This is a genomic window from Mesorhizobium calcicola (genome assembly GCF_042682105.1).
GTDB classification, from domain to species: domain Bacteria; phylum Pseudomonadota; class Alphaproteobacteria; order Rhizobiales; family Rhizobiaceae; genus Mesorhizobium; species Mesorhizobium calcicola.
The window spans coordinates 248,921-270,642 of record NZ_JBHUGY010000008.1 but is presented as its reverse complement, the minus strand read 5'-3'; the positions used below and the strand labels follow the sequence as shown (position 1 = coordinate 270,642).

Annotated in this window: 19 protein-coding genes, 1 tRNA gene, 1 pseudogene and 1 riboswitch; of the genes and pseudogenes, 6 read left to right on the top strand and 15 right to left on the bottom strand. The window is 62.4% G+C overall.

Annotated elements, in window-relative coordinates; translation table 11 throughout:
• Window positions 1–39: 39 nt before the first annotated feature.
• Window positions 40–1,074, top strand: a complete 1,035-nt coding sequence (locus ACFSQT_RS04760) for an Hsp33 family molecular chaperone (RefSeq protein ID WP_379017183.1) — start codon at window positions 40–42, stop codon at window positions 1,072–1,074.
• A gap of 63 nt (window positions 1,075–1,137) precedes the next feature.
• Here ACFSQT_RS04760 and ACFSQT_RS04755 read toward each other — a convergent pair whose 3' ends face one another.
• On the bottom strand, window positions 1,138–1,968 hold the full coding sequence (locus ACFSQT_RS04755) for an alpha/beta fold hydrolase (RefSeq protein ID WP_379017182.1): 831 nt from the start codon (window positions 1,966–1,968) through the stop codon (window positions 1,138–1,140).
• 262 nt (window positions 1,969–2,230) lie between these two features.
• Between ACFSQT_RS04755 and ACFSQT_RS04750 the strand changes: the two are divergent.
• A pseudogene (locus tag ACFSQT_RS04750) lies at window positions 2,231–3,175 on the top strand (IS630 family transposase).
• A 12-nt stretch (window positions 3,176–3,187) separates the two neighbouring features.
• Here the strand turns inward: ACFSQT_RS04750 and apaG are convergent.
• Window positions 3,188–3,580: a Co2+/Mg2+ efflux protein ApaG gene (apaG, locus tag ACFSQT_RS04745; protein WP_379017181.1), complete on the bottom strand. Its 393-nt coding sequence runs from the start codon at window positions 3,578–3,580 to the stop codon at window positions 3,188–3,190.
• A gap of 243 nt (window positions 3,581–3,823) precedes the next feature.
• Between apaG and ACFSQT_RS04740 the strand changes: the two genes are divergently transcribed.
• On the top strand, window positions 3,824–4,975 hold the full coding sequence (locus ACFSQT_RS04740; protein ID WP_379017179.1) for a ceramide glucosyltransferase: 1,152 nt from the start codon (window positions 3,824–3,826) through the stop codon (window positions 4,973–4,975).
• Between the two features lie 14 nt (window positions 4,976–4,989).
• Here the strand turns inward: ACFSQT_RS04740 and ACFSQT_RS04735 are convergent, their stop codons facing one another.
• Window positions 4,990–6,177 carry an O-succinylhomoserine sulfhydrylase gene (locus ACFSQT_RS04735; protein WP_379017178.1) on the bottom strand — a complete coding sequence of 396 codons (1,188 nt, stop codon included), beginning with the start codon at window positions 6,175–6,177 and terminating at the stop codon, window positions 4,990–4,992.
• 57 nt (window positions 6,178–6,234) lie between these two features.
• Window positions 6,235–6,312, bottom strand: a riboswitch (SAM riboswitch).
• Between the two features lie 155 nt (window positions 6,313–6,467).
• On the opposite strand from ACFSQT_RS04735, the gene ACFSQT_RS04730 reads away from it, so the two are divergent.
• Window positions 6,468–7,562 (top strand): 2'-deoxycytidine 5'-triphosphate deaminase, encoded by a 1,095-nt coding sequence (locus ACFSQT_RS04730; protein ID WP_379017177.1) that lies wholly within the window; start codon window positions 6,468–6,470, stop codon window positions 7,560–7,562.
• Window positions 7,563–7,661: 99 nt separating this feature from the next.
• Window positions 7,662–8,435: an ABC transporter substrate-binding protein gene (locus tag ACFSQT_RS04725; protein ID WP_379017176.1), complete on the top strand. Its 774-nt coding sequence runs from the start codon at window positions 7,662–7,664 to the stop codon at window positions 8,433–8,435.
• 54 nt (window positions 8,436–8,489) lie between these two features.
• Here ACFSQT_RS04725 and araD1 read toward each other — a convergent pair whose 3' ends face one another.
• The 4 genes from araD1 to chvE form a co-directional block, all read right to left on the bottom strand.
• On the bottom strand, window positions 8,490–9,482 hold the full coding sequence (araD1, locus tag ACFSQT_RS04720; RefSeq protein WP_379017175.1) for an AraD1 family protein: 993 nt from the start codon (window positions 9,480–9,482) through the stop codon (window positions 8,490–8,492).
• 191 nt (window positions 9,483–9,673) lie between these two features.
• Window positions 9,674–10,966: a multiple monosaccharide ABC transporter permease gene (gene mmsB / locus ACFSQT_RS04715; RefSeq protein WP_379017174.1), complete on the bottom strand. Its 1,293-nt coding sequence runs from the start codon at window positions 10,964–10,966 to the stop codon at window positions 9,674–9,676.
• Entirely contained in the window at window positions 10,963–12,495 is a 1,533-nt protein-coding gene (gene mmsA, locus ACFSQT_RS04710) for a multiple monosaccharide ABC transporter ATP-binding protein (RefSeq protein ID WP_379017173.1), read from the bottom strand. The genes mmsB and mmsA overlap by 4 nt, the downstream gene beginning before the upstream one ends.
• A gap of 100 nt (window positions 12,496–12,595) precedes the next feature.
• On the bottom strand, window positions 12,596–13,666 hold the full coding sequence (gene chvE / locus ACFSQT_RS04705) for a multiple monosaccharide ABC transporter substrate-binding protein (RefSeq protein WP_379017172.1): 1,071 nt from the start codon (window positions 13,664–13,666) through the stop codon (window positions 12,596–12,598).
• A 315-nt stretch (window positions 13,667–13,981) separates the two neighbouring features.
• Here chvE and ACFSQT_RS04700 point away from each other — a divergent pair, with 315 nt between their 5' ends.
• Entirely contained in the window at window positions 13,982–14,971 is a 990-nt protein-coding gene (locus tag ACFSQT_RS04700; protein WP_379017171.1) for a LysR family transcriptional regulator, read from the top strand.
• A gap of 4 nt (window positions 14,972–14,975) precedes the next feature.
• On the opposite strand, the gene ACFSQT_RS04695 is transcribed toward ACFSQT_RS04700, so the two are convergent.
• The 8 genes from ACFSQT_RS04695 to ACFSQT_RS04660 form a co-directional block, all read right to left on the bottom strand.
• Window positions 14,976–15,049 (bottom strand) — tRNA-Gly (locus ACFSQT_RS04695).
• A 299-nt stretch (window positions 15,050–15,348) separates the two neighbouring features.
• Entirely contained in the window at window positions 15,349–16,830 is a 1,482-nt protein-coding gene (locus ACFSQT_RS04690) for a hypothetical protein (protein WP_379017170.1), read from the bottom strand.
• Between the two features lie 38 nt (window positions 16,831–16,868).
• Entirely contained in the window at window positions 16,869–17,312 is a 444-nt protein-coding gene (locus tag ACFSQT_RS04685; RefSeq protein ID WP_379017169.1) for a GtrA family protein, read from the bottom strand.
• A 10-nt stretch (window positions 17,313–17,322) separates the two neighbouring features.
• On the bottom strand, window positions 17,323–18,024 hold the full coding sequence (locus ACFSQT_RS04680; RefSeq protein WP_379017168.1) for a class I SAM-dependent methyltransferase: 702 nt from the start codon (window positions 18,022–18,024) through the stop codon (window positions 17,323–17,325).
• On the bottom strand, window positions 18,017–19,036 hold the full coding sequence (locus ACFSQT_RS04675) for a glycosyltransferase family 2 protein (protein ID WP_379017198.1): 1,020 nt from the start codon (window positions 19,034–19,036) through the stop codon (window positions 18,017–18,019). Before ACFSQT_RS04675 ends, ACFSQT_RS04680 begins: the two co-directional genes overlap by 8 nt.
• 125 nt (window positions 19,037–19,161) lie before the next feature.
• A complete protein-coding gene (locus ACFSQT_RS04670) occupies window positions 19,162–20,592 on the bottom strand; it encodes a sensor histidine kinase (RefSeq protein ID WP_379017166.1) in 1,431 nt (476 codons plus the stop codon).
• Entirely contained in the window at window positions 20,589–21,263 is a 675-nt protein-coding gene (locus ACFSQT_RS04665) for a response regulator transcription factor (protein WP_379017165.1), read from the bottom strand. The genes ACFSQT_RS04670 and ACFSQT_RS04665 overlap by 4 nt, the downstream gene beginning before the upstream one ends.
• A 58-nt stretch (window positions 21,264–21,321) precedes the next feature.
• On the bottom strand, window positions 21,322–21,714 hold the full coding sequence (locus ACFSQT_RS04660; RefSeq protein WP_379017164.1) for a hypothetical protein: 393 nt from the start codon (window positions 21,712–21,714) through the stop codon (window positions 21,322–21,324).
• Window positions 21,715–21,722 lie beyond the last annotated feature (8 nt).

The window sequence follows — 21,722 nt, the reverse complement described above, 5'->3', positions numbered from 1 at the left end:
AATCAAGCGCGTTTCGAGGCATGCTCCCGAGAGGGCGGCATGGCCGCGCCCTGGAGCTTTGTCATGTTGGAAACCTATCAAGTGACTGAACATCACCCCAAACTCGGCGAATTCGGCTACGCCGGTGACGATCACGTCGTGCCTTTCGAGGTCGGTCCGCTCGATGTGCGCGGCCGCACCGTTCAGCTCGGGCCGATGCTCGACGCCATCCTCAGCCGCCACGACTATCCCGAGCCGGTCGCCCGCCTGCTGGCGGAGGCCTGCGTGCTGACGGTGCTGCTCGGCACCTCGCTCAAATTCGAGGGCAAGTTCATCCTGCAGACCCGCACCGATGGGCCGGTCGACATGCTGGTGGCGGATTTTTCCACGCCTTCGGCGCTGCGCGCCTATGCGCGCTTCGACGCCGACCGGCTGGAGGCGCTGGTCGCGGCAGGCGAATCGTCCCAGCAGACGCTGCTCGGCAGCGGCGTGCTGGCGCTGACCATCGACCAGGGCGCTCACACGCAGCGTTACCAGGGCATCGTCCAGCTCGATGGCGAAACGCTGGAAGACGCGGCCCGCACCTATTTCCGCCAGTCGGAGCAGATCCCGACCGATATCAGGCTCTCGGTGGCCAAGCTGCTGACGCCCGGCGTCGGCGGCGCGCGCGAGCAGTGGCGTGCCGGCGGCATACTGGCGCAGTTCCTGCCGCAGTCGCCCGAGCGCATGCGCGTGCCGGACCTGCCGGGCGGCGATGGCGATCCGCGCGAGGAGATCCACGATCCGGCCGACAATTCCTGGCAGGAGCTGCTGGCATTGCTCGGCACCATCGAGCCGACCGAACTGATCGACCCGACGATCGGCGCCGAGCGGCTGCTCTACAGGCTGTTCCACGAGCATGGGGTGCGCGTCTTCGGCGGTGTTCCCGTCGCCGACCAGTGCTCGTGCTCCGGGGACAAGATCCGCGGCATCCTCGAGGGCTTCTCGGCGCAGGAGATCAAGGACAGCACCGAGGACGGCGGCATCCACGTTGCCTGCGAATTCTGCTCGAAGCAGTATGACTTCGATCCGGCGGAGTTCGCGGCGGCCCAGTAGGGTCGCTTCCTCAAACGGCGCCGCTTCGCAACCTATCCTCTCCCCGGCCGGGGGAGAGGCTTCTTAAGGCGCCGCACCGATCTCAGCGTCAAATGAATTCTTGGAGGTGTTTGAGACATCTGACGCTCGTTCGACTGGCGCCATATGGGTTTCTTCCCGGAGCACCGTGAGCTTCGCTCCCCTGATCGCACGCGCGGTGGCTTCCATCATTCCGCCGCCGAAGAACTGGTCCCTCTCGCCGCCGAGGATCAAAGTCCTCGCCGAGATGTCGCGAAGGCCTTCTTTTGTCACATCGTTGTCGAGCATTGCTTCGAGATAGCGGACGATCGTACTCGGCGCTCCCATCCGCGCAATCAATCTGCGTTCTTCGAACCTCAGTCGAAAACGCAAAAGAAGGTTCAGCCACGGCCGCCGAAATACCGTCGTGAATTCCTCCAACAAGGCGTGAAATTGTTCGGCCTTTGCGAGTTGGATCTGTTTGGTGAGCAGCTTTTTTCCATCAGCCGAAAAGCCATGTGCGCTCGCCAGCAGGATCAGCTTGCCTACTAAGTCTGGATATCGCGCGGCCACCTGCGTTGCGACAACGCCGCCATAAGAAATACCCATCAAGCCCGCCGGCTTTTTGAAGTTGGCGCCGATGATCTCCGCGATGTCTCTGGACATGCCCTCAAGCGAAAGATCGGCTTTTGGAGCGGGATCGTAGCCAATCAGCACAAAGCTCGTGCCGGATGGAAGGATACGGATGAGCCGTCCGGCATCCTTTTCCAGTCTGGACGGCTCGGGTTTCATCATGAACCCCTGACCGCCGTTGATGATGAGAAGACTTTCCAGTCCTCGTCCAACTTTCGCGAACGGCAACCGGCCCAGAAACAGCCCCGTTTCAATATTGTGCATCGAGCCGCTGCCTGGCGCTTGGCGCAACGCTCGCACGGCGTCGCGTGGCATTGGGCGTTGCGTTGACGGAAGTGCCGATCCTGCTGCAACTCGCGCCAGTCGGGATTGATGCAGTTGGGGCAGAGGCGGCGAATGTAACCTGCCGGTGTGCCAGCGCCAAGGCGCAGGTGGCCACTAGAGCACGTCCCGCGATCAATGAATCGATTGTGATGTGACGTCGGGCTTCGCGGGTGATTCAACATCCACTTTGATGAGGTGGATGATGGGAAGAGCACTGAGCGACGATCTTCGATCGCGGGTCTTGAAGGCTTCGGACGCGGGCATGTCTGCCCGGCAGGCGGCGGCGCGGTTCGGCGTCGGCATATCGAGTGCAATCCGGTGGATCGCACGGGCGAAGATCGGCGAGCGGACGCCGCGGCCGCAAGGCCGTCGACGCGCGTCCAGCCTCGATGCGCATAAAGCCTTCATCGTGGGGTTGATCGATGAGCGCAAGGACATCACGCTGAACGAGATGGTAGAGCGGCTGGCGGTCGAGCGATCGGCTCGGATCAGTCGCAGCGCCTTAAGCGCCTGGCTTGGCCGGCACGGCTGGACGTTCAAAAAAAGTCCGCACATGCACTGGAGCAGGATCGTCCCGACATCCTGAAGCGCCGTCGTGCGTGGTTCGACGGCCAACTCGACCTCGATCCGGCAAAGCTGGTGTTCATCGATGAAACTGGACTATCGACCAAGATGGCCCGGCTGCGGGGCCGTGCGCCATGCGGTGAGCGTTGCCGGGCGGGCGTGCCGCACGGCCATTGGAAAACCACCACCTTCACCGGCGCACTGCGGCTGACGGGCATGACCGCCCCGTTCGTCTATGACGGCGCCATGAACGGCAACGTATTCCTGGCCTTATGTCGAGCAGGTGCTGGTCCCGACCCTGTCGGAGGGCGACATCGTCGTGATGGACAACCTTCCCGCCCACAAGGCCGCCGGCGTTCGCGATGCAATCGAGACGACCGGCGCGAGGCTCATGTTCCTGCCGCCCTACAGCCCCGACTTCAATCCGATCGAAAACGCCTTCTCAAAACTCAAGGCTCTTATGCGGGCCAAAGCCGAGAGGACAATCACAGCCCTGTGGACCGCCGTCGGATCGCTCGTCGACCTCTTCACCCCAGCCGAATGCCAGAACTACTTCAAGGCCGCAGGTTATGACCCAGATTAAACCGGACGTGCTCTAGTTCACCGTCCGCCGCGTGCCCGGCAGATCGAGCGAGAAGGCGGGGATGGCGACGTTGAACGTCTCGCCCCGCTTGTTGCGCATCGTGTAGTGGCCGACCATGATGCCCGACGGCGTCGAGAGCGGGCAGCCGGAGGTGTACTGGTAACTGTCGCCGGGATTGAGCTCGGGTTGATCGCCGACGACGCCGGGGCCACGCACTTCCTCGACCCGGCCGGTGCCGTCGGTTATGTGCCAATAGCGCGACAACAGCTGCACGAATTCATCCGACTGGTTGTCGATGGTTATCTGATAGCCCCAGACATAGCGGTTCTCCGATGGATCCGAGCGGTCCTCCAGATAAAACGGCCTGACCTGCACTTCGATGTTGCGCGTGACGGCGCGATACATATGCGGCTCCAAAACGATCCGGTGACTTTCGGCGCTCCTCTCGGGCCGGTCAACGGTGCGCGTCCGTCATTGCGGCCTTAAAGGCAGGTGCCGGCAAAGAATGTCATTTAAGTGACACATGACAATGATGGTGTGCGCCACCAGTGCCGCGCGACTCGGGCGCTCTGCCGAACTGTTGAAATCGGTCGTCATGCCAGCCAGATTGTTCTGGCGGACCGGTTTTTCTGGAGTGACCGGATCTCGATGGAACTCACTCTCATAACCGCCACGCTTTCGACTGCTCTCATTCTCTCAAACCTCGCCAGCATCCTGCTCGCCGCTTCGCGTCTGAAGCGGCGCCGCACTATCGCGCCGCCGGCCGGCAAGCCACAGCCGGTGTCGATCGTCGTGCCGTCGCGTGGCGTCGAGCCGTTTACGCACGAGACGCTGGAGCGTGCCTTCTCGCTCGACTGGCCGCGCTACGAACTGATCTTCTGCGTCGCCCATGCCGACGATCCGGTGATCAGGCTGATCCGCGCCGCCATCGCCCGTTTCCCCAAGGTGCCGGCTCGACTGTTGATAGGCGACGACCGCATCAGCGCCAATCCGAAGCTCAACAATTGCGTCAAGGGCTGGGAAACCGCGCGCCACGACTGGGTTATCCTGGCCGATTCCAACGTGTTGATGCCGGGAGACTACGTCCAGCACCTGATGGCGGCATGGCGGCCAAATACCGGCCTTGTCTGCTCGACGCCGATCGGCTCGCGGCCGGCCGGCTTCTGGGCTGAAGTCGAATGCGCTTTCCTCAACACGCTGCAGGCGCGCTGGCAGTATGCCGGCGAGGCGCTTGGCCTTGGCTTTGCCCAGGGCAAGAGCATGCTCTGGAACAAGCCGATGCTCGAAGCCGGCGGCGGTATCCGCGCGCTGGCCGCCGAGATCGCCGAGGACGCTGCCGCGACCAAGTTGGTCAATGGCCTTGGCCTGCGCGTCAATCTCGTCGCCGCGCCGTTCGAGCAGCCGCTCGGCCGGCGCACGTTTGATCAGATCTGGTTGCGTCAGGCCCGTTGGGCGCGCCTGCGCCGCGTCACCTTCCCGCTGTTCTTCGCACCCGAAATCCTGACTGGCGCGGTGGTGCCGCTGGCGCTTGCGCTGGTTGCCGCGGCAGCTTCCGGCGTCAGCCTCTGGGCAACCGCCATTGCCGTGCTGGCGGCCTTCTACCTTCCGGAGTGCGCTTTGGCCTGGTCCAAGGGCTGGTACCTGTCGCCGCGCATGGTCGCGGCGATCATGGTGCGCGACATGATCCTGCCGGCGATGTGGGCGCGCGGCTGGCTCGGCGGCGCCGTCGACTGGCGCGGCAACGCGATGACCATCGGCACCAAGGCGGCCGAACTGGAAGAGACACCGTCCGGCGCCTGAAAGCCAAAGGCCGCTTATCTGGCCTTCAGCGCCTGTTCGATGTCCTCCAGAAGATCATCGGTATCTTCCAGGCCGACCGACAGTCTGAGCGTGCCCGGCCCGATGCCGAGTTCGGCGCGGGCCTCGTCGCTCAGGTTCTTGTGCGTCGTCGTCGCCGGATGGGTGATCAGGCTCTTGGCATCGCCGAGATTGTTGGAGATCAGCACGATGTCGAGGGCGTTCTGCAAGGCGAAGGCCGCCTGCTTGCCGCCCTTGACGTCCAGGCAGATCAGCGTCGAGCCGCCCGACATTTGCTTCTTGACGATGGCCGCCTGCGGGTGATCGGCGCGACCGGGATAGATGACGCGGGCGATTTCGGGCCGCTCGGCCAGGAAATCCGCGATCTTGCCGGCGCTTTCCGTCTGCTGGCGCACGCGCAGCGGCAGCGTCTCCAGGCCCTTCAGCAGCGTCCAGGCATTGAACGGCGAGAGACTCGGGCCGGTGTGGCGGAAATAGTCATGCAGGTTCTCGTCGATCCACTTCTTGTCCGACAGGATGACGCCGCCGAGACAGCGGCCCTGGCCGTCAATGTGCTTGGTCGCCGAGTAGACGACTATATGTGCGCCGAGCTGCAAGGGCTTCTGCTGCAGGGGCGTTGCGAAGACATTGTCGACGATCAGCCGCGCGCCGATCGAATTGGCAAGCGCGGCGACCGCGGCGATGTCGACCACTTCCAGCGTCGGGTTGGTCGGGCTTTCCAGGAAGAACAGTTTGGTGTTCGGCTTGACGGCCTTTTCCCAGTTGGCGATGTCGGTGCCGTCGACCAGCGTCGCTTCGATGCCGTATCTCGGCGCCAGCGTCTCGACCACCCAGCGGCAGGAACCGAACAGCGCACGCGCCGCCACGATATGGTCGCCGGCCTTGGCGCTGCACAAAAGCGCGGCCGTCACCGCCGCCATGCCGGACGCCGTGGCACGCGCATCCTCGGCGCCTTCGAGCGCGCACATGCGCTTTTCGAACATGTCGACGGTCGGATTGGCGTAGCGCGAATAGATGAAGCCCGGCTCCTCGCCCTTGAAGCGGGCTTCGGCCGCCTGCGCCGTTTCGTAGACATAGCCCTGGGTGAGATACATCGCCTCGGAGGTTTCGCCGAAACCGGAACGCAGGGTTCCGCTATGGACGAGTGCTGTTTGAGGCTTCCAGTTGCGCTTCTTGGTGCTCATCGCTTTTGTTCCAGACACAAAAAAACCGGCCGCGAAAGTCGCAACCGGTCCATACGGCCTTGCGGCCCGACGGTCCTTTAGCGACTTGTTTAACGTGGCTGCAAGCCGACCGGCCAAATCACCACGGGATAACGACCCTTTAGACCCGCGCCACGCTTGCGTCAATTGCCGGCTTGATTAAGAGGTTTGTACCAGGCAGGTTTCCGCAAAAGTGTTCCACGGTTTTGCGGCAAGAACCTGCGACAGGAAAATCGCCTGGCCCAAGAATCGCCTGGCCTAGGAGTGGAGCCTTGCGGCAAACAGGCATTCTTCCCGATCAGGACATTTCGGCGCTGTTCCAGTCCGGCGCGCTGAAGTCGACCCGCGCGCTCGATGCCGACCAGATCCAGCCGGCGAGCCTGGATCTCAGGCTCGGCGACAAAGCCTGGCGGGTGCGGGCCTCGTTCCTGCCGGGTCCCAACCACAAGGTTTCGGAAAAGCTCGACCGGCTGCAACTGCACGAGATCAATCTTGCCGACGGCGCGGTGCTGGAGACCGGCTGCGTCTATATCGTGCCCTTGCTTGAAAGCCTGGCACTGCCGGCGGCCATTTCGGCCTCGGCCAATCCGAAGAGCTCGACCGGGCGGCTCGACATCTTCACCCGCGTCATGACCGACCGTGGCCACGAGTTCGACAAGATCGCCGCCGGCTATCACGGCCCGCTTTATCTCGAGGTCAGCCCGCGCACCTTTCCGATCGTCGCGCGCACCGGTTCGCGCCTGTCGCAGATCCGCTTTCGCACCGGCAATGCGCTGCTCTCGGAAGCCGAGCTGCATGACCTGCATCGCGCCGAGATGCTGGTCGCCACCGAGCCACCGAACATTTCCGGCGGCGGCATCGCCCTGTCGATCGACCTCAACGGCGATCAAAGCGGGCTGGTCGGCTATCGCGGCAAGCATCACACCGGTCTCGTCGATGTCGACAAGCGCGCCGCACAGGAGGTGGTCGACTTCTGGGAGCCGATCCACAAGAGCGGTGCTGGCGAACTGGTGCTCGATCCTGACGAGTTCTACATCCTCGTCAGCCAGGAGGCGGTGCATGTGCCACCGCTCTACGCCGCCGAGATGACGCCGTTCGATCCGCTGGTCGGCGAATTCCGCGTCCACTATGCCGGCTTCTTCGATCCGGGCTTCGGCCACTCTGCGTCCGGTGGCACCGGCAGCCGGGCAGTGCTCGAAGTGCGCAGCCACGAAGTGCCGTTCATCCTCGACCATGGCCAGATCGTCGGCCGGCTGGTCTACGAGCATATGCTGAAACGGCCGCAGGCGCTCTACGGCACCGATCTCGGCTCCAACTACCAGGCGCAGGGCCTGAAGCTGTCCAAGCATTTCCGCGCCGCGCGCTGAACCCATTCCCGTCGGGCAATATACTTGCCTGCGCTGGCTCGCCATGCTTGGCTGCCTTGCTGGCCGTTCAAGCTGGCGGCGTTCAAGGGGAACCAAGAAATGCAGATTTCGAAATGGATCATCTCGGCAGCAGGCGCTGCCATGCTGGCGATGGCGGCCGGCTCTTTTTCGGCGCAGGCAGCGGAGAAACTGAAGATCGGCACCGAGGGTGCCTATCCGCCGTTCAACACCATCACCTCCGACGGCAAGGTTGTCGGCTTCGACATCGATATCGCTAACGCGCTGTGCGCGCAGATGAAGGTCGAGTGCGAGATCGTCACCCAGGACTGGGATGGCATCATTCCCGCCCTGCAGGCCAAGAAATTCGATGCCATCATCGCCTCGATGAGCATCACCGAGGAGCGCAAGAAGCAGGTCTCCTTCACCAACAAATACTATACGACACCGCTGGCGCTGGTGGCGCCGAAGGATACCGATCTCGCCTCGACCGAACCGGCGGCCCTTGCCGGCAAGACGGTCGGCGCCCAGGCTTCGACCACGCAGGCCGACTATGCCCAGAATGTCTATGGCAAGGCGGGCGCGGAGGCAAAACTCTACCCGACCCAGGAAGAGGCGATCACCGACTTGACGAACGGGCGGCTCGATGCCGTCATCTCCGACAAATTCGTGCTGGTGGACTGGTTGAAGAAGGCAAGCGACGGCTGTTGCAAGCTGGTCGGCGACGTCAAGGGCACGGAGACGCAAGCCGGCATCGCCGTTCGCCTGGAGGACACGGCACTTCGCGACAAGCTCAACGCGGCGATAGACGCCATCGTTGCCGATGGCACCTACAAGAAGATCCAGGCCAAGTACTTCGACTTCGATATCTATTGAGGCTGGAGAGCGTTTCTTCCTTCTCCCCTTGTGGGAGAAGGTAAGGAGGCCGCCTCAAAGCGCCTTCACCGCCACCTTCACCGGCTGCTCGATCTCGAGCGGATTGCGCAGCGGCAGGCCGAAATCCTTGGCCCCGATCTCGAACACATCGCCAGCCTCGGTCGTGATGCCGTCGGCGAAGGACAGCGTCGCCGTGCCGAACATATGCACATGCACGTCGCCCGGCTGGCGGAAGGCCGCATATTTGAAGTGGTGATGTTCGAGATTGGCAATGGTGTGCGACATGTTTGCTTCGCCAGACAGGAACGGCTTTTCCCACAGCACCTCGTTGTCGCGATAGATGCGCGAGGTGCCCCTGATGTCGGCGGGCAGGTCACCGATCAGGATTTCCGGCCCGAACGAGGCGTTGCGCAGCTTGGAGTGGGCGAGGAACAGATAGTTCACGCGCTCGGTGACGTGGTCGGAAAACTCGTTCGACAGCGTGAAGCCGACACGGAACGGCGCGCCGTCGTCGCCGATGACGTAAATGCCGGCCACCTCCGGCTCCTCACCGGCGTCCTTGGCGAAGGCCGGTGACCGGAGTGCTGCACCTGGCGCCACCGCCATCGTGCCGTTGCCCTTGTAGAACCACTCCGGCTGCACGCCGATCTGACCTTTCGCAGGCTTGCCGCCCTCCAACCCCATGCGGAACATCTTCATGGAATCGGTCAACTGTTCGTCGCCGTCGGCGCCGAGCTTCTTGTGCATGGAATCGCGTGTCGCGGCGGAACCGAGATGTGTCAGTCCGGTGCCGGTCATATGCAGGTGCGCCGGATCGGGATGGTTGATCGGCGACAGCAGCCGCCCCTTCTTGTAGGCGGCATCGAGATCGACGGTCTCGCCAAGCCCCTTGCGCTCGATCAGCGCGACGAGGCCGACGCCGGTGCGGGCGGCCTCCATCGCCAGCGAATAGACGCTGCGGGCGCCATTGATGATCCGGGTCTTGCCGCCGTTGCGGGCAACGACGCGGATGGTCTCGGCGTCGTCGAGAATCTGGGAGATCAGCATGATGAATCCTCTCTCATTTGCCTTGGCAGGGTTGCCGGAACGGCAAACCTTACCCAGCGCGGCCCGGACTTCGTCCATGCCACGTTGAAATTCTCCATTCGGATTGCGCTCGCGAGCCTGGTCCCTCGGGGGACTTCTTTTCGTGCCGCCGGGCAGCGCCGCGATGTGACCCGTATGCCTTCCTGGTTCCCTCAGCCCTTGTTCTTGTTGTAGACGTCGAACACCACGGCGCCGAGCAGCACCAGGCCTTTCACCACCTGCTGCCAGTCGACATTGACGCCCATGATCGACATGCCGTTGTTCATCACGCCCATGATGAAACCGCCGACCACAGCGCCGATGACCTGGCCGACACCGCCCATCGCCGAGGCGCCGCCGATAAACACAGCGGCGATGACGTCGAGCTCGCTGCCAAGGCCTGCCGCCGGCACCGCCTGCCCGAGGCGCGCCGCGATGATCAGGCCGCCAAGCGCCGACAGGACGCCCATATTGACGAACACCATCAGGGTCAGCCGCTCGGTCTTGATGCCCGACAACTGCGCCGCTTTGGCATTGCCGCCCATCGCGTAGATGCGTCGACCGATCGTCATGCGTTTGGTGACGAACACGAACAGTGCGATCAGCGCGCCCATCACCATCAGAACGATCGGCAGGCCCTTGTAGGTGGCGAATTGGTAGACCAGGAACAGCGCCAGGGCGCTGGTCACCAGGGTCTTGACGACGAACAGCGTGAAGGGCTCGGCTTGGTAGCCATGTTGCTCGCGCGTGCGCCGTGCCTTGAGGCCGAAGAAGGCATAGGCGAGCACGGCGACGAGGCCGATCACGATCGTCGTCATATGCAGCGTCAGGCCGCTGCCGACGATGGTCTTGCCGGCGGCGTTCACGGTCGGCGGGATCAGCGTCAAGGAGCCGATCACGTCCGGAATGAAGCCGGAACTAAGCGCCTTGAACCCATCTGGAAGCGGCCCCACGGAAGACCCGCCACCCAGCAGGGCCTGGCAGATGCCGCGGAAGATCAGCATCCCCGCCAGCGTGACGATGAAGCTCGGTATTCGGTGATAGGCAATCCAGTAGCCTTGCGCCGCGCCGATCGCGCCGCCGATGACGAGGCAGATGATCGACACAACCAGCGGGTTGCTCAAAGGGCCGAGCGGCCAGATGACCATCATCATTGCCGCCAGCGCGCCGATGAACCCGGCGACCGAGCCGACGCTGAGATCGATATGGCCCGAAACGATCACCAGAAGCATGCCCAGCGCCATCACGATGATGAAGCTGTTCTGCTGCACCAGATTGCTCAGGTTCACCGGCTTGAACAGCGTGCCGGAGGTCGTGAACTGGAAGAACACCATGATGGCAATCAGCGCCAGGATCAGGCCGTATTCGCGCAGATTGGTGATCAGCGCCGAGACGGCCACACGCGGCCCCTGCTGCACATCTTCGGCAACGCCGCTTTTCGGCGCGGGAGCGCTCTCGGTGGTCATGATGCTTTTCCTTCTCCGCGAACGATGGCGCGCATGATCTTTTCCTGGCTGGCGTCGCTGGCCGCCATTTCGCCGACCATGCGGCCTTCATTCATGACGTAGATGCGGTCGGTGATGCCGAGCAGTTCCGGCATCTCCGACGAGATGACGATGATCGCCTTACCCTCGGAGGCGAGGCGGGCAATGATGGTGTAGATTTCATACTTGGCGCCGACGTCGATGCCGCGCGTCGGCTCGTCGAGGATCAGCACTTCCGGATTGGCAAACAGCCATTTCGACAGCACCACCTTCTGTTGATTGCCGCCCGACAGATTGCCGGTCATCTGGTAGACACTGGACGAGCGGATGTTGGTCTTGGCCTTGTAGTCGTTGGCGACGGCAAGTTCGCGCAGGTCGTCGATCACGGCGTGGCGCGACACGCCGGGCAGGTTGGCCAGCGTGATGTTGTGCTTGATGTGATCGATCAGATTGAGACCGTAGGTCTTGCGGTCCTCGGTGACGTAGGCAATGCCGTGTTCCACCGCTTTGCTCACCGAGGAGACATCGATCGGCTTGCCCTTGAGCAGCACCTCGCCGGTGATGTGACGGCCATAGGAGCGGCCGAACAGGCTCATCGCGAATTCGGTGCGCCCCGCGCCCATCAGCCCGGCGATACCCACCACCTCGCCCTTGCGAACGTCCATATCGATGCCCCTGATCACTTGCCGCTCGGCATGGATCGGGTGGTAGACGGACCAGTTCTTCACCTGGAGCACGGTCTCGCCGATCTTCGGCTCGCGCGGCGGAAAACGGTCGTCGAGCGAGCGTCCGACCATCGAGGTGATGATGCGGTCCTCGCTGATGTCCTTCTTGGCAAGGGTCTCGATGGTCCGCCCGTCGCGGATGACCGTGACCTTGTCGGCGACCCGGTTCACCTCGTTGAGCTTGTGCGAAATCAGGATCGAGGTCATGCCTTGCCGCTTGAATTCGAGCAGCAGATCGAGCAGCGCCTGGCTGTCCTTTTCCGACAGGCTCGCCGTCGGCTCGTCGAGGATCAGCAGCTTCACTTCCTTGCTGAGCGCTTTGGCGATCTCGACCAGTTGCTGCTTGCCGACGCCGATATTGGTGATCAGCGTCTTGGGGTCCTCCTTGAGGCCCACCTTCTTCAAAAGGGCGCTGGTGCGCGTCTCGTTGGCATTCCAGTCGATGACGCCAAATCTGGCGTGTTCGTTGCCAAGGAAAATGTTCTCGGCGATCGACAGCATCGGCACCAGCGCAAGCTCCTGGTGGATGATGACGATGCCCTTGTGTTCGCTGTCGTGAATGCCTTTGAAATGGCATTCCTCGCCACGGTAGACGATCGCACCCTCATAGGTGCCGGACGCATAGACGCCCGACAGCACCTTCATCAGCGTTGACTTGCCGGCGCCGTTCTCGCCGACCACGGCGTGAATCTCGCCTTCCTCGACGCTGAGGTTGACGTTCGACAGCGCCTTCACGCCGGGAAACGTCTTGGTGATGTCGCGCATCTCCAAAATCGTCGAGGTCATCAGGAATTAAGCTCCTCCGAGGCCGGCAAACAATACCGGGCTCGCTGGTTAACGAAAAGGGGCCCTGCGTTGCGCAGGACCCCTGTTTTTGCAAGCGAGATTACTTCAGGTCTTCGGCCTTGATGTAGCCGGAGTCGACCACCAGCGCCTGGTAGTTCGACTTGTCGACGTCATGCGGCGTCAGCAGGATCGAAGGAACGACCTTGACGTCGTTGTTGTAGGTCTTGGTGTCGAGGCCGTCGGGCTTGCCGCCCGAGAGCACCTTATCGACCAGGCCGACAGTGGCCTTGGCCAGTTCGCGGGTGTCCTTGAACACGGTCGAGTACTGCTCGCCCGAGATGATCAGCTTGACCGAAGCAGTCTCGGCGTCCTGGCCGGTCACGATCGGCCAGGGCTGGGCGTCCGTGCCGTAGCCCACCGCGCGCAGCGATGCGGTGATACCGCGCGACAGGCCGTCATAGGGCGACAGAACGCCATCGACGCGGCTGCCGTCCGAGTAGTTGGCGGAGAGCAGGTTGTCCATGCGGGCCTGAGCGGTTGCCGCCAGCCAGCGCAGCGTGCCGACCTTGTCCATGCCGGTCTGGCCGGACTTGATCTTGATCGAGCCGTCGTCGATCAGCGGCTGCAGGACGGAAATCGCCCCATTGTAGAAGAAAAAGGCGTTGTTGTCGTCCGGCGAGCCGCCGAACAGTTCGACGTTCCACGGCTTGGTGTTCGGGAAACGCTCCTTGAGGCCCTTGACCAGGGAATTCGCCTGGATGACGCCGACGCCGAAATTGTCGAAGGTGGTGTAGTAGTCGACATTGCCGGTCTTCTTGATCAGGCGGTCATAGGCGACGACGACGACGCCGGCGTCAGCGGCCTTCTGCAGCGCGTCAGACAGTGTGGTGCCGTCGATCGAGGCGATGATCAGCGCCTTCGGGCCCTTGGTGATTTCGTTTTCCAGCTGGCTGAGCTGGTTGGGGATGTCGTCCTGCGCGTACTGCAGGTCGACGGTGTAGCCCAGAGCCTCGAGCTGGGACTTGACGGCGTCGCCGTCGTTGATCCAGCGCTGCGAGGTCTTGGTGGGCATCAGCACGCCGATCAGGCCTTTGTCTGCTGCATGCGCCGTCACGGTCATGGCGGCGATGCCAAGGGCCGCAACGGCGGCCAACGTCTTGATGATCTTCACATTAACTCTCCCTGGTTGATGGACGCGGCACCCCGGGGCTTCGCGGGCCGCGCAGTCGAGCGGAGGCACAAGCGCGCCACCGCCGGCATATCGATCTCTGGTATCCTCCCAATGGTCCCAAGACGCTGATTTCGGCCGATACGATTTTGCTCGCTACCGACCGTCAGATTTCAGAACGCGCCAAGGGTGTGGCGCTTTGCCATAACTGTCAAATGCGATCTTTGATGGTTGCTATACCGAAGCTGATATATATCAGGAGAGGATGAAACATGGCCGCATGGCCGGACGATTACGCGCGAGCAGCGGGGGAAAATCATGGCAGGGTTGCGCAATTCTGTTGGAATCTCAGGCGGTTACGACGAACTTCCGGGCGACGGCGAAACCTTGCTGCGCAGCGGTCTCAGCTTGCGTCACATGCGCATGATCGTCGCGCTCGACGACCACGGCCGGGTAAGCGCGGCAGCCCAGGTCATGAACATTTCGCAGCCGGCGGCCTCGCGCATGATCAGCGAGATGGAGGCCGTGCTGGAGGTCAAGCTGTGTGAAAGGCTACCGCGCGGAATCACCTTGACGCCCTATGGCAAGGCACTGGCCAGGCGCGCGCGCTCGATTCTCCTGGAGATGCGCGAGGTCGACCGCGAGATTTCCGAGCTCAAGGCGGGCAAGGGCGGCTCGGTGTTCCTGGGTGCCGTGACGGCGCCGGCGATCGAACTGGCGGTGCCGGCAATTCGCGAAATCCGCCGCATCTATCCGCGCATCGAGATCACCATGCAGGTCGAGACCTCCAACGTGCTGGCACGCGAACTGATCGCCTCACGCCATGACTTCATCATCGCGCGCATCCCTGACGATCTCAACCCGCGGCTGTTCGAGTCGCGCGTCATCGGCGTCGAGAAGGCCTGCCTGATCGTGCGCCGGGGTCATCCGCTCACCAAGGGCAAGGCGGTGCGGCTGGAAGAGACCGCCGCCTATGACTGGGTCTTCCAGTCGGGCGGTTCACCCTTGCGCCAGGCGATGGAGAGCAATTTCCTCAACCGCAACATCGCCCTGCCGGACCGTATCCTCAACACCAGCTCGCTGCTCTTGACCCTGGTCATGGTCGCACAGTCCGATGCCATTGCGCCGGTATCGGTCCAGGTGGCGAAATTCATCCAGAATCCCGACGGGCTGGCCGGCGCCATCGACATCGTCCAGACCGAATTCGACATCGAGGTCAGGCCCTACAGCCTGATCACCGTGAAGAACCGCGTGCTGTCGCCGGCCGCCAAGATGCTGCACGATTTTATTTTGAGGGAAGTGGGATGACGGCTGGAGCGGGTAGAGGGAATCGAACCCTCGCGTTCAGCTTGGGAAGCTGACAAGCTACCATTACATCATACCCGCGCATGCCCTCGTTACCATGATGGCCCGGCTTCGGGCAATCGTCAAAACAGCACCTGCAGGGCAACGAATCCGGGCTATCAGGTTCCTTCGGAACCTTCGCCGACACGTTGGTTGACGAAGCATCAAACAAAAAACCCGCCTGTCCGGCGGGTCACTGGCGCGAATCAGCACCATCTCCAAACTATTAGCATAACTGCCGTCACATGTCGATGAAAGCTACCGGCACAAAAGCTGCCGGACCGGCCGTCGTCAGGGCTTTGTCAACAACCCTGACGGCACCCGCGCCGGCGCGGCAGGGGTCAGGCGCCGGGCAGGTAGATCAGGGCGTACTCGTCCGAATAGGCGCGCTTCCAGCCCAGCTCCTCGAAGAAGGGAATGCGCTTGTCGCCGGCCGCCAGCAGCGCCCAGTCGACTGCGTATTTCTTCAACTGGGCTTCGAGGAGCGGCTTGCCGTTACTTTGTCCCATGTCGTCCTCGGTTTTTGTAAAACCGCCCAGGAACAGCTGGTCGGTCCGTCCGTCGATATAGGTCTTGATCCCATGGAAAATCAGCGTACCGCCGAAATCGTAGGAATTCAGCACGTTGCCGGACAGATGATGGCTTTCGGCGAATGCCAGCGCCCCGCTGGCCGACGTTTTCGGGCTCGGCGTGAGTTGGTAGGCGCTACCGAGCACGGCGACCGCGCCGATCAGCAAAACAGCTGCCGTGCCGCAAATCGCGTAGAACCGCCTGGCGGCGAATTCTTCCAGTCCGTCGCGCTTTTCAACCAGCCATGCGGTGACCGACAGCGAGGGAAACTGCTGTGCGACCTCCATCGCGATCACCAGCGGAACCAGGAGGAAGAACAAATACATGAAGCGCACATGGGCGAGAAAAACATGCAAGGTGAAGACGATGAACAACGCCTTGGCCCAGCCAATTCGCAACCGTGACACCAGCAGCCCGAACAGCGCCAGCAGCATCACAACCTCCTGGAGAGGGTAATCCTGCACATTGAACGGTCGCCATTCCACGATCAGCGACACCGCCTCATTGCCGTAGGCCACCGCGAAGGTCGCCAGGATGGCCTGGACGCCGTAGGGGTGGATCAGGCTGACAAGCGGGCAAAGCAGACCAAATGCGATCCATTTCGCCAAGAGGGCCGGTTTCGAGAGACCCGTGCGTGTCAGCAGATCGAGACCGGCGAACGCTGCGATGACGAAGCTCAGGGTGAAGGTCGCGTGCAGGTTCGCCCACAACACAACCAGCACAAGCAGCCACGAGGGCGGCGCCCGTTCTTCCCTTGCCGCACGAAACAGCACCGCCGTCCAGATGATGACGATCGGGAAGGTGAAGATATGTGGGCGCCCCGTATAGATCGGGCCGATCGCGACAGCCGCGACGAAGGCCAGCGTAACCGCCACGATCGGCTTCAGCCATGTGCTGAGAAACCACCCCATCAGGAAAACCGTCAGGGAAATCGTGGCGATGATCAGCGTGACCACGCCGTTCCAGCCTCCTGCCCGGTAGGCAATTGCCAGCAGGACCTGGCCCAGCCACTCCTTGGCAATCCATGGATGGCCGGCAAAAGTGTAGGAGTAAGGGTCGACCGTCGGAAATGTCCGGTTTGCCAGGAAATCCAGCCCGACCTTTACCTGCCACCAACTGTCGGGATCCTGCAGGACGGAATTGGCAAAGGCAACCATCAACGCCGCCGCGACACAGGCCGTGAACAGGCAGAATATCAGCCGAGTCCGCTCGTCGTATGGTGCGGCCTCCACACGGGCCTGGGCGTTGTCCATGGTGCGCCGCCTCCAATCGTTTCCGCTGACAGTTTGGTTCAAGGAGTTCGACTGGTCGGCGCCCGCCGGGGCCCATCGGTCACGTGAATGTTCCGGTCGACCCTATCGTCTGTGCGACCTTCGCGTCCGACAAATACGAAGTGAGCCGAACCCAGATAGAAGACGATCGAATAGACGCAGATCCCCGCCAGGTGAACCAGGGGGCTTTCGGTGATGCCTGCCGAGCGGGCGACGAGCACGACTGCCAGATTGATGCTGTAGGCGACCAGGAAGACGCCCCCATATCGCAGCAGGGTTCCGGGTCGGAAGCCATCGGCTCGTGTGAAGGTCCATTGGCGGTTGAGGAAGAAGCCGAGGACAAGGCCGGCGGCATAGCCCGTGGCGTTGGCGACGATGTCGCCAAGACCCAGTGCAAGCCCGGCCAGAATGACCGCGTATCCCAGCGCCGTGTTCATCAGACCAACGGCGCCAAATCGCAGCATCCTCGGATAGTCAAACGGCAGATTTGACCGCATGCGCAAAATATTGGGCTCCGACAGGAATCTTGGTGAGCAAGCGCTCGAACGGCCTCAGCCGCGCAAGCAGCCGAGGGAAGAAAATCCGGTAGACGATCCGGGTGTTGGAAAGACCCGCCGCGACCATGCGCCTGCGCATCTCGCGCGAATTTATCAAAACCGCGTTCTCGTCGAAGGCGCAATTTCTCACCGCGTGGGTGGTCAGTGGGTTCCACGGATTGTGCTCGAAAACAAAGAAGCTGCCGCCATCGGCCAGCACCCTGCCGATCTCCGCGAGCAATCCGATCTGGAGGTCCTCGGGAATGTGGTGGAAGACGCAGGCCGCGAAGGCGAGATCGAAGCTGCCGTCGGCAAAGGGAATTGTCCGGCCATCGAAATGGGTGAAGGCGGCCTCGCCGGGAAAGCGCTTGCTGGCGATGTCGAGCGATTCCCGCGAAGGATCGAGCAAGGTGATCTCGCTGTCGGGAAACGCGTTGCGCATATGGCCGAGCGAATTGCCGACACCGGCGCCGAAATCGAGTATCCGTCGCGGTTTCACGCCGGCCTGCCGCAGCGTCGCGGCGATGTCGTCGATCTTGTACTTGTGGAAGAATTCCGGCGCTTCGCCGCTCAGCCTTATGCTCGCGGCATGCTGTTCCTGGTACTCGCGCGCAAACTGGTCGAACTCCGCCTCAAGCACGTGCGGCCCTCTTTGCCATCTTCTGCAGGCGATGGACCGGCAGATCCTTGTCACCGGCTGCCCGGTTGCGCGAAACGATCTCGTTGACGAAGTAAAGCGGCCGCCGCTTTGTCTCCATGTACATGCGCCCGAGATATTCGCCGAAGATGCCAAGCACCATGAGCTGGACGCTGCCCAGGATCAGCACGATCGCGGCAAGGCTGGTCCAGCCCGGCAACACGTTTCCGAGCGACCATTCGATGAGGGTGTAGCCGAGCACGACCAGCCCCAGAAGCCCGAACAGCATTCCGAGCAGCGAGGCGAACCGCAAGGGCGCGATGGAAAAGCTGGTCATCGCGTCGACGGCCAGAAGCACCATCTTCTTCAAGGGGTAGTGGGTGGTGCCGGCAAAGCGCCGGTGCCGTTCATAGGGGAACGCAACCTGTTTCAAGCCGATCCAGCTCACCATGCCGCGAATGAACCTGTAGCGCTCCGGCATTGCGTTCAGATGGTCGAGCGCGCGGCGGCTCATCAGCCGGAAATCCCCGGAATTCGGCGCGATGTCGACGTCGACCATGCGGCGCAGCAAGCGATAGAACATCGAGGCTGAGGTGAGCTTGAACCAGCTTTCCCCATCGCGGCTCAGCCTCTGGCCGTAAACGACATCGAAGCCTTCATTCATCTTCGCCATCATCGCGCCGAGCAGTTCAGGCGGATCCTGCAGATCGGCATCGAGAATGAGAATACGCTGGCCGCGGCAGAATTCGAGCCCCGCGCTCAACGCGATTTGGTGGCCGTAGTTGCGGGCAAGGTCGATGGCGACGACATGGTCGTCCTTTTCGGCCAACTGGAAAATGGCCTCGCGCGTGCCGTCGGTCGCGCCGTCGATGACAAGGACGATCTCATAGGAGGAGCCCTGTTCCAGGCACACGGCCGTCACCCGTCGATGAAGTTCGGCCACCCCATCCAGCTCGTTGTAGCATGGGACGACCACCGACAACGTGACGGCGCTTCGCGCGGTGTTTTTCTCCATCTCCACCAAAAGCCCTTGCTCCCGCTATTGGAATGGCAATAGCGGGAATTGGTTAGAAAATAGATAAGCCAGCGGATCGCCCACGCCATTGGCCGGCCGCCCTTTTTGCCGCCGGCGGCCAAAAATCACGAACGAACCGGCAGTTCCATACGGATGCGAGCGCCCCGCCAAGGCCCGATCAACACCCGGATGGTGCCATTGTGCAGCAACGCGATCTGGCGGGCAAGGTTCAAACCCAGACCCGCTCCTCGTGACTGCGGCTGCAGGCGGTAGAAGGGTTCGAAGACATTCTCGTGCTCTTGCGCCGGAATGCCCGGGCCTTCATCGCGCACTTCGACGCCGCCGGTCTCGTCGATGGCTATGGTGATCGTGCCGCTGCCGCCGCCATGGTCGATGGCATTGCGCACCAGATTTGCGAGCGCGCGTTCGATCTGCAGGACGTTGACCTCGACATGGGCCTTGTCGGGCGAGGGTTCGAAGGCAAGGTCATAGCCGGCCTCGATGGCAAGCGGCGCGAAATCGGCGGCGACCCGGCTGACAAGGTCGCCGAGATCGATGATCTGGCGCTGGTCCGTCGGGCGGTCGAGCAATTGGTGGTCGAGCAACTGTTGCGCAAGATGCGACAGTCGCTCGATGTCGTGCAGCAGGCGCGCGCTTTGCGGCTCCTGCTTCAGCAATTCGGCACGAGTGCGCAAGATGGCGATCGGCGTACGCAGTTCATGCGCCGCATCGGTGAGGAAGCGGTTGTGCCGGTCATAACCTTGGGCGAGGCGTGCCAGCGTCTGGTTGAACGCCTGCACCAGAGGCGCGATTTCCTGCGGCACATTCTTGACCGGCAGCTGCATCGCGCGGGTGCCGATATCGATGCGCGCTGCCTGCCTGACGGTTTCGACAAGGCCGGCAAAGGACCGGCGCACCACCGCGGGCGTCGTCACCAGGGTCGTGGTGCCCATGACCAGCACGATCGGCAACAGCAGGATGATGACGATGACCGCAAGGGCCGGAAGCGCCTTCTCCCAGTTCCTGCTGCCGTCCGGGTTCCTGGCGACGTCGATCGTCGCCGAAATGTTGACTTCGAGCCCTTCGGTTTCGTCGCGCGACGACCGTGTCGCGGCGATGATCTGCACCGTGCCAGCCTTGGTCGAAACCCTTTCGAGATAGGCTTCCGGCCTCAGATCATCCTCGGAAAATCCGATGGTGGCATGATCGGCCTCGCCCAGCAGATCGCCAAAATTCCTGGCATAGACACCAGGCACGTTGCCGAAACGGACGCTTTGGCCGCCGCCGTCGCGAACGATGTACCAGACATTGGGGAAGCCCTCGCGAAAGGTGGCAAGCTCGTCGGTCTGATGGACGATCAATTTGCCGTCCTTGTCGCGGTCGACTGCGCCCTTGATGGCGGCAACGGCAGCCTCGTTGTCGATCAGCAGCCGCGGATTGGCGATCCACAGCGCGGCTGCGCACAGCACGATGAAGATGAGAAGCGTCGCCGCCTGCAGCAGGATCAGCCGCCGCACCAGCACCCATTGCAGCGAGCGCGTGCGCGGCTTTTTCACGACGCGGCCCGCGGGAGATAACCGAGGTTGCGGATCGCCCTGATCTCGATGCCGGCAGCGGCATCCTCCAGCTTGCGGCGCAGCCGCGAAATGTGCGCATCCAGTGCATTGGAGCCGATCTCGTCGTCGAGGGCATAGACGGCTTCTTCCAAGGCACCGCGCATGATGGTCCGGCCCGGCCTGCGGATGAGCGTTTCGAGCACCAGCCGTTCACGCCGCGGCAGTTCCAGCGCCTGGTCCTCGACAAGCGCCTCGCGATGGCGGAAATCATAGGTCAGGCGGCCGACCACCGTCTGGTTGGCGCGTGTGGTGAACGAACGCCTGTGCAGGGCATTGAGCCTGGCAACCAGTTCCACCGTGGCGAACGGCTTGACCATATAGTCGTCGGCGCCGGCATCGAGCCCGGCCACCCGGTCGTCGAGACCGCTGAGCGCGGTCAGCGCGATCACCGGCACATCCAGATGCAAGGCGCGCAGGCGCGGGATCAGGCTGAGGCCATCGCCATCCGGCAGGCGACGGTCCAACACCACTGCGTCATGATATCCGAGCCGCGCCATGGCCTCGGCATCGGCCAGTGTCGCGGCATGGTCGACGATGATGTCCTGGCGCTCGAGCGCCGTTCTCAGCACCGAGGCCATTTCCGGTTCGTCCTCGATCAGCAGGATGCGCAACCGCATTCTCCTTCACGGGCAACCAGATGGGCACGGGCAACCGGCGGGCTGAGGCAATTCATTCGCATTCCAGCTTCGGTTGGCGAAAATTGGTGATGAACCATCGACCGTCCGAAGAGCGGGCGTAGAACGTGTAGAAGCATTCCTGACGCTCGATATAGCCCGGCGTTTCGGTCTCTTCGTAGACGGTTCCGTGTTTTGTCTGGCGAACCTCGCCGCTGGAGGTCCCGGACACCGCATTGGTGGATATTTTCCGCCACTGATAGGCTCGCTCACCCCGGCCGAGATCAACGACTGCGGTCGGCGGACCGTAGTCCAGAATGACCGATTCGACCGGTTGCCCGATGTAGTTCTTCATGATGTCGGAGGCGCACCCCGTCAGCGCCAGCACGATTGCGACGAAGAACGCCTTTGAGATCCACACAAGATGGCTTGCGCTGCGTTTGGACATTATCTGAT

Coding starts and splice junctions, on each gene's coding strand:
- ACFSQT_RS04675 (WP_379017198.1), bottom strand. CDS start 19,036: ATGGAGAAAAACACCGCGCGAAGCGCCGTCACGTTGTCGGTGGTCGTC.
- ACFSQT_RS04690 (WP_379017170.1), bottom strand. CDS start 16,830: ATGGACAACGCCCAGGCCCGTGTGGAGGCCGCACCATACGACGAGCGG.
- apaG (WP_379017181.1), bottom strand. CDS start 3,580: ATGTATCGCGCCGTCACGCGCAACATCGAAGTGCAGGTCAGGCCGTTT.
- ACFSQT_RS04755 (WP_379017182.1), bottom strand. CDS start 1,968: ATGCACAATATTGAAACGGGGCTGTTTCTGGGCCGGTTGCCGTTCGCG.
- ACFSQT_RS04760 (WP_379017183.1), top strand. CDS start 40: ATGGCCGCGCCCTGGAGCTTTGTCATGTTGGAAACCTATCAAGTGACT.
- ACFSQT_RS04740 (WP_379017179.1), top strand. CDS start 3,824: ATGGAACTCACTCTCATAACCGCCACGCTTTCGACTGCTCTCATTCTC.
- mmsA (WP_379017173.1), bottom strand. CDS start 12,495: ATGACCTCGACGATTTTGGAGATGCGCGACATCACCAAGACGTTTCCC.
- ACFSQT_RS04700 (WP_379017171.1), top strand. CDS start 13,982: ATGGCAGGGTTGCGCAATTCTGTTGGAATCTCAGGCGGTTACGACGAA.
- ACFSQT_RS04660 (WP_379017164.1), bottom strand. CDS start 21,714: ATGTCCAAACGCAGCGCAAGCCATCTTGTGTGGATCTCAAAGGCGTTC.
- ACFSQT_RS04735 (WP_379017178.1), bottom strand. CDS start 6,177: ATGAGCACCAAGAAGCGCAACTGGAAGCCTCAAACAGCACTCGTCCAT.
- araD1 (WP_379017175.1), bottom strand. CDS start 9,482: ATGCTGATCTCCCAGATTCTCGACGACGCCGAGACCATCCGCGTCGTT.
- mmsB (WP_379017174.1), bottom strand. CDS start 10,966: ATGACCACCGAGAGCGCTCCCGCGCCGAAAAGCGGCGTTGCCGAAGAT.
- ACFSQT_RS04685 (WP_379017169.1), bottom strand. CDS start 17,312: ATGCTGCGATTTGGCGCCGTTGGTCTGATGAACACGGCGCTGGGATAC.
- ACFSQT_RS04725 (WP_379017176.1), top strand. CDS start 7,662: ATGCAGATTTCGAAATGGATCATCTCGGCAGCAGGCGCTGCCATGCTG.